The sequence below is a fragment of the Lyngbya confervoides BDU141951 genome (assembly GCF_000817775.3).
In the GTDB taxonomy this organism is placed as follows: domain Bacteria; phylum Cyanobacteriota; class Cyanobacteriia; order Thermosynechococcales; family Thermosynechococcaceae; genus Lyngbya; species Lyngbya confervoides.
In genome coordinates, this window is sequence record NZ_JTHE03000021.1 from 1 (window position 1) to 6,815 (window position 6,815).

The following is a 6,815-nucleotide window of genomic DNA, read 5'->3' on the forward strand; positions in this document are numbered from 1 at the left end:
AAGCTGGAGAACCATATTGGCGCTATCTGGTACTTCATCCATCATTACAATGCATCCTTACAGGTTTAGGACTACCCCCATATGACTGAAGCAGAGAGACTCAAGAAGCTGATGGCTTTGCTGACGATTGCCTTATCGTGGTCAGTATTGATGGGGCAGGTACAAGTCAACGCTGAGCCATTGAAGCTCAAAAAGCATGGTCGCCCGGAGAAAAGTCTGTTTCGCTGTGGCTTTGATACGTTGCGACAAATCTTCCTCAACAGTTCAACGGTAACCTATAAGCTACGCGAGGCGCTGGAATTACTGAGATGTGTCTGTAATCAAGATTCAACAAAGGTTCCAGAGGTTTTATCCTGTACATAGATTCTGTTTCCAGAACGCTTTTCCATCTAGCGAAAGAACCTTTACACAAAATTCAGAACACTCTCTATCTTTGAGTCCTCTGGTCTTCAACTCAGTGAGCACCTTGAGCCAAAACTTAGCGCTCTCTGCTTCGGCTTCTCCAATCCACAGGCCAAGTAGGTGTTTGTTCCCCTCGCGGTCAATCCCCACTCAACTTAGCCGCTACTCCCCGGATTACCCCGACCAGCGAACCGGAATGACCTTCCACAAACTAGACACTATCACCAGTCCTCCCAGTCCCAAAATTGTCCAGGGGACAGCCCCTTCCAAGGGCTCAATAACCCGTGCCGTCTTTTCCGGCTGAGTGGGGTCATAGCGAATTAACATCTGATTGCCCCGACTCAACCGATAGGACTCATACTTTCCAATAAAACGAGCCGGATCGCCATTCACCTCAAATTCAATCACCGGGGCATAGGTGGTCTCTTCCGAGTCCCCATCGCGCTCTCGCCGACTTACCGTCTCCACAATTGTCCCCTGGGCTTCGACCCAGTGGGTCTGCTCCAGTAGATTGCGCTGCTGGACCCAGCCCCCCGCCCCGATGAAAACTAGGCCAATCACCAGCCCGATTAGGGCGCTGAGTTGATCTTCAAAATTGACGGGATGCGACTTAAAACCCATAGAACTGCACCTCGTGAAAGAGAGATTCGGCATTGGTTCCAGCGATCGCTCCAGCGGGTTCTCCCCTAGGGGCGATCGCGGGGACTTACCTAATCATTGATGATGGAGTAGTCGGTTTTCAAAGTGGAAGCGATACGATTGTCAACATCACAGGATACTCTGGTAGCTTGCCTGCCCTAGACACTATTGCAGTGTCTAACTTCTTTTTTTAGGCAGCTTTTGATTGGGAGCATGTCAGGTTTGCAGAAATCAGGGGATCAGCCGAGGATAGTACTACCAACCCACTTGGTAGTGCAAATGACCCCAGAACAAAAAGCCCGACTCCAACCCTACCTGGATGCGATCACTGAAATACTGTAACCAACGGATACTGTAGCGATCGCCGCAGTCCGATGAGGCAGATTCGCCCCGATGAGAATGACGCAAGCGCCCAGAGTGTTGATGGCGATTGCGGGGATGAGTTTAGGGTAGTGTTCTAGATATGTGGAAACATCACTAAACATCTAATCCGAACTCGAATCGATTGATGAATAAGCCAATTACGGTATCGTGCATCACTGGCGATTTGGAAAAACAAATAGTTCGGCGGGCTAAGCGTTTTCCATAATGTCTACCTCTAGGATAGGGGAAGAGCAAGGGAGGGAGGCCGTTCATGAAGAAACACAAACTAAATTAGAATCAGGCTTAGTTTGGCTGTAGCCTCAGTTGTTGGATATTGAGGCCAACTTGGGGAGCCTGCTGCAAAAACAGATGGATGGGGATGCCCAGATTAATCCCCACCTTACCGGAAAACGGGTTGCCCGCTGCGCGCCCATGGATGCCAATGATTTGTCCCTGCCGGTTAAAAATGGGGCCGCCGCTCATGCCGGGGCCAGTGGAGTTATCGTACAGCAGCTCGTAGCCATCTCTATTCCCGGATCGAACCCCCACGATTTCGCCCCGTGTGACCAGATGGGAGGGCTGAGTGATGGCTTCGTCTACGGCTGGCCAGCCGGAAATGAAAATAGCATCGCCCTGGCTGACTCCCTTGGAGTTGCCCAGTTGAGCGATGGGTAGGGTTTTGTTACTGGAAAAGGGGATCACGGCCAGATCGCTTCCGATCAGCTTGATGACTCGGGCATAGTCCACCGGATAGCTGTTGCCATTTTCTGTGATAATTCGATATTCGTCTGGGGTTTCCACCACATGTCTGGCGGTGAGTAAATAGTAGGTGTTCTCAATCCGGGAAACAATCACGCCGGAACCGGGATGCTGGCCACTGATCAGGACCGTTGTGGATCCGGCAATCTGGTAGACATTGGCAGAGTCGCTGCTGGAGAGGCGGGGATCCGGGGGTGTGGGTGAAACGGATGTTGGGTCTGAGGTTCTAGGGGGCGGCGCAGAGGGTTGGGTGGCGGTTTTGCCCTCCCATAGACGACGCGCTGTCAGGCTATAGTTTTCGTAACCAGCAACTGCGGGCGTTAAGCGAAGGGCCTGGTCATAATCCGCGATCGCCTGCTGATATTGTCCCTGCTTGAGGGCCAACAGTCCCCGCCAGTAGTAGGCAAATCCTTCCTTGGGCGCTAGACGCAGGGCGTGATCAAAGTCAGCCTGCGCTCCCGCAAAGTCTCCTGTTTCGATGCGCGCCGCCCCTCGTGCCACATAACCATAGTGGAGCTTGGGGTCTAGGCGAATTGCCTGTTCTGCATCTTGGAGAGCCTCTGACCCTTTTTTCAGGAGGGTATACCCTTCGCTGCGATTGGCATAGGCAGTTGCAAGGGTTGGGTCAAGCTGAATCGCCTGATTGAGCTCTGCGATCGCCCCTGGGTAGTCTCCTAGGTTAGCTTTTGTCACCCCTCGACCTACATAGGCCAGGGCCAGGGTTGGATCAAGCTGAATCGCCTGATTAAAGTCGGCGATCGCACTCGGATAATCCCCCAGGTTGGCTTTTGCCTCTCCTCGACCTACATAGGCTAGGGCCAGGGTTGGATCAAGCTGAATCGCCTGATTGAAGTCGGCGATCGCACTCGGGTAGTCTCTTAGGTTGACTTTTGCCGCCCCTCGAAATATGTAGGCTGGTGCAAACATTGAGTCAATCTGAATTACCCGATTGAGGTCTGCGATCGCGCCCTGATAATCCCCTTGAGTGAGGCGCTGTTCTGCTCTAATAAGATAATCCAGGGCTGGGAGCTGGCTCATTTGCACCCTGGATTGAGCAAACACCCCAGGGGTTTCCACAAGAAGACCGCTGCTCACCAGCAGACACACTCCCAAACCTAGACGAACAACCCTGACCAGCACGCTTCCATTCAGTCCCACAGAATCCAGGTTAATCACGGGTAAAACCTTTAAGCCCTAGCACCTCTGGATCAGCATAGCGGGTAATTTAGGAGTTAGGGAACTCAAGCACTTCGTTTTTTAGGCTTCGGGCGTCCTATGTGGTTATCCGTCTTCGGGCAGCGGAATAAACTCCTCTTCCTCAGGAACTGACTCAAACCGCTGCTGCTGCCAATCTCGCTTAGCCTGCTCGATGCGCTCTGGGCGACTGGAGACAAAATTCCACCATTTAATGCGAGGGCCAACCCCTTCTCCCCCAATCACAACACAGCGAGCCTCTTGATCTGCGCTAATGTTCACAGACTTACCAGGTGCTAAGACAGCCAGCCGATGCTGGTCTAACGGCTCACCCTCCACCCTTAATCCTGCTGTCACACTATAGATCGCTCGCTCTGAATAATCTGCTGGAATTCTATAGCTGCCGCCTGACATAAGCTGCACCTCCAGGTACACCATCGGGGAAAAGGTGTGAACGGGAGATCGATACTCCCCAACCTGCCCCGCAATTAATTTGATCGTGGCACCCTCCGCAATCCATTGCGGCAACATCTCTGCGGAGTAATGGCGAAACGTCGGTTCGGTTTCTTCATGCTCCTCAGGCAAGGCGACCCAGGTCTGAATGGCATGGAGAGTCGTCCTCTGAGCGCGAGTGTCCAGGGGCGATCGCTCTGAGTGAACAATGCCGCGCCCAGCCGTCATCCAGTTCACGGCTCCCGGCAGGATCTTCTGCACTGATCCCAAACTATCGCGATGCATCAGCGCCCCATCAAATAAATAGGTCACGGTTGCCAGGTTGATATGAGGGTGAGGGCGAACATCAACCCCTTTTCCTGGGGGAAATGTGGCAGGTCCTATATGATCAAAAAAGATGAAAGGACCCACCATCTTTAGCGCCGCATGGGGCAAGCACCGCCGAGCTTGGAATCCACCAAGATCTTGACTATGAGGCGTGAGCAGATGGAGTATTGTTCGAGTCATTGAAATCCGTCGTCATTGCAGTGCCAGTAGCTAAAATTGGGTTTGAATTAACCTGCGCCGGGTGATCCGGGAGATCCTTTAACTCAGGTTAACTCAAACCCAACATACAGTGAATTGTTGCGACTTTAAACCATGAGCTGCGACGATCAAGATTTTGTTGTCCAACCCATTGGGTTAGTTCAACCCGTTAGGGTTTTGTTCTGCATTGCTCTGCGTTGGTGGTTCAGAGCCCGGAACACCCTGACTAACCTGCGAAGAGATTGGTAAATTGATTCCAGCCGCCACGACCAATAACTTTCGGATTCGCGACATCACCGGTTCCGTCTTGATTCTTATCTCGGTAAAATAAGAGATCTCCGCTTGAATTCACGGCATAAATAAGGCCATTTCCACCTGAGAACAGAAATCGAAACCGGTTCCATCCGCCACGACCAATGACCTTCGGATTTTTGAGATCGCCAGTTCCATCCCGGTTTTTATCTCGATAGAACAGCAGGTCTCCGGCTGGGTTCACGGCGTAAATAATGCCATTCCCGCCCGAGAACAGAAACTCAAAATTCGCCCAACCACCATGCCCAACAATGCTTGGATTTGATACGTCGCCGCTGCCATCTTGGTTGGAATCTCGGTAAAAGAGCAGGTTGCCAGAGGGACTAACCCCATAGATGATCCCCTCGCCGCCCGAGAACAAAAACCTAAAATTTGTCCAGCCGCCGCGACCAATCCTCTGCGGATTCCTGACATCGCCCGTTCCGTCTTGATTTCGATCACGATAGAACCATAAGTCACCTGCAGGACTCACAGCATAAATGATCCCGTTGCCGCCAGAAAACAAGAACTCAAAGTTTGTCCAGCCGCCGCGACCAATCCTCTGAGGGTTTCTGACATCGCCCGTTCCGTCTTGATTTTCGTCACGGTAGAATAATAAATCGCCTGCCAGATTAACGGCATAGATGATCCCCGATGAAGTCTGTCCTGCCCGGGCCAGCATGGCTCTAATGTCAGGCCGGTTCCCGATGCGCTGACTTCTAGGTCGTCCGGGCTGATCCTGTTGAGGCGATCCCGTATTGCGAAGCGCTTGCTGAGCTTGAAGGGGAGTGAGCGGGGGGTTCCCCTGAGCTCTTAAGATTCCTTGAATACAGGCGATCGCTCCCACGACAATCGGTGAAGCGCTCGAAGTTCCGCTGAATTCGTCGGTATACCAGAGATCTTCATCAGATCCTCCCTGGAGATCGCCATAGCCACAAGTGGTGACCTCTCGTCCCCAGGCTTGAGCATCAAGGCGACTGCCATAGTTGGAAAAATCTAAGCGGGATCGATCTGCTCCATGATTCCGGCCATGGGTTCCCGGCGGTGGCGCACCGGCACCAACCACTACGGCACCAGATTGGAGATTGGCCAAGTTAAAGGGATTGCGCCACTGTGGGCCAAACCAACCGGGGTTCGTCTCGTACAACCCGTCATCTAAATTTTCGGCACCGTTACCAGCTGCTTCAACCACAATTACCCCTCGGTTCGTGGCATAGCGGATTGCCGCAAAATCATCGGGCCACCATTCGATGGCAATGTAACCGCGTTGATCTAAGCGTCCTTGGAAATCAAAGCGCGGCCCAGCACGGTGCAGCTCGATCAAAATTACATCCCCCGGTTGTAACCGATCTGCCGCTTGACGAATTGCGTTAGCGGTTCCGATACCATCAAAGGAAATAGCTGAAACTCTAGCCCCTGGACATATTCCCACAATGCCAAAATTATTTTGGTCCCCGCTGAACTCTCCGATTACGGCCGTTCCATGATTACGCCAGTCTATATCGTCAATTGGAGTTCCGCCGACGACTCCCCCTTGATTTTGGAGTAAATCCTCATGGGAAAATCGCCATGCCCCCTCAATGTCAATAATCTGAACATTATTGCCGTTTCCGCCTGGCAACCCCCACGCATACTCGGCATTAATACCCGCGGGTGGAGCATCTAGATAGGCCTGACGGCTACGAAATTGTGGGGTGATTCGCGGTATGGCGGCGCGAGAGGCCTTCATGGGATTGATGACATCGGCTAGCTCAGCAGCAGGCTTAACATAGGCGGTTTCGATACCGGCCTCTGCCCGAAGCAGTTCCGCTAAACGATCCAACTGATCATCGTCGGCCTTGACCCGATAATAGGTTGAAAGATCATCGACCGGGGCAAAGGATTCCCGTGGGGATCGCGATCGCTCGATCAGTCGATCTTCGGAAAGCCCGAATAAGGGTTCTAAGACAATATGCTCCGAGCTGAGTAGGTTGTTGAGGGATGAAACATCGGAGGCGTTTCTGGAGGTCAAAGTTTCTGGGTGAGCCCGCAGGTGAATCTCAGGCTTGACTATGACCACGAGTTCTCGAGATGCCTGGTATGACATATTTTTCCTAGGATTTAATGGTGAAAGGTAACTACTCAGGCTGAAGTAAGAAAGGTTTGGGGCTTCCAGAAAATAGAGCAATGAGAGCATCCACGACATTGTG

6 protein-coding genes and 2 pseudogenes are annotated in these 6,815 nt (G+C 52.3%); 2 read left to right on the plus strand and 6 right to left on the minus strand.

The window, feature by feature from the left end; translation table 11 throughout:
- Positions 1 to 81: 81 nt before the first annotated feature.
- Positions 82 to 363, plus strand: coding sequence for a hypothetical protein (locus QQ91_RS02945; protein WP_166283912.1), 282 nt, complete (start codon positions 82 to 84; stop codon positions 361 to 363).
- Between the two features lie 66 nt (positions 364 to 429).
- Here the strand turns inward: QQ91_RS02945 and QQ91_RS02950 are convergent.
- Together QQ91_RS02950 and QQ91_RS02955 are read right to left on the minus strand one after the other, a co-directional pair.
- Positions 430 to 552 (minus strand): annotated as a pseudogene (locus tag QQ91_RS02950) (transposase); the annotation flags it as partial.
- Positions 553 to 576: 24 nt separating this feature from the next.
- On the minus strand, positions 577 to 1,023 hold the full coding sequence (locus QQ91_RS02955; protein WP_166283914.1) for a DUF3592 domain-containing protein: 447 nt from the start codon (positions 1,021 to 1,023) through the stop codon (positions 577 to 579).
- Between the two features lie 32 nt (positions 1,024 to 1,055).
- Here QQ91_RS02955 and QQ91_RS21580 point away from each other — a divergent pair, with 32 nt between their 5' ends.
- Entirely contained in the window at positions 1,056 to 1,235 is a 180-nt protein-coding gene (locus QQ91_RS21580; protein ID WP_284707152.1) for a bluetail domain-containing putative surface protein, read from the plus strand.
- A gap of 283 nt (positions 1,236 to 1,518) precedes the next feature.
- On the opposite strand, the pseudogene QQ91_RS02960 reads toward QQ91_RS21580, so the two are convergent.
- The 4 genes and pseudogenes from QQ91_RS02960 to QQ91_RS02975 all read right to left on the minus strand — a co-directional run.
- Positions 1,519 to 1,623, minus strand: a pseudogene (locus QQ91_RS02960) (IS1 family transposase); the annotation flags it as partial.
- 84 nt (positions 1,624 to 1,707) lie between these two features.
- Entirely contained in the window at positions 1,708 to 3,339 is a 1,632-nt protein-coding gene (locus tag QQ91_RS02965) for a tetratricopeptide repeat protein (protein WP_166283918.1), read from the minus strand.
- A 105-nt stretch (positions 3,340 to 3,444) separates the two neighbouring features.
- On the minus strand, positions 3,445 to 4,317 hold the full coding sequence (locus QQ91_RS02970) for a pirin family protein (RefSeq protein ID WP_166283920.1): 873 nt from the start codon (positions 4,315 to 4,317) through the stop codon (positions 3,445 to 3,447).
- Positions 4,318 to 4,561: 244 nt separating this feature from the next.
- A complete protein-coding gene (locus QQ91_RS02975; RefSeq protein ID WP_166283922.1) occupies positions 4,562 to 6,712 on the minus strand; it encodes a tachylectin-related carbohydrate-binding protein in 2,151 nt (716 codons plus the stop codon).
- Between the last annotated feature and the right edge of the window lie 103 nt (positions 6,713 to 6,815).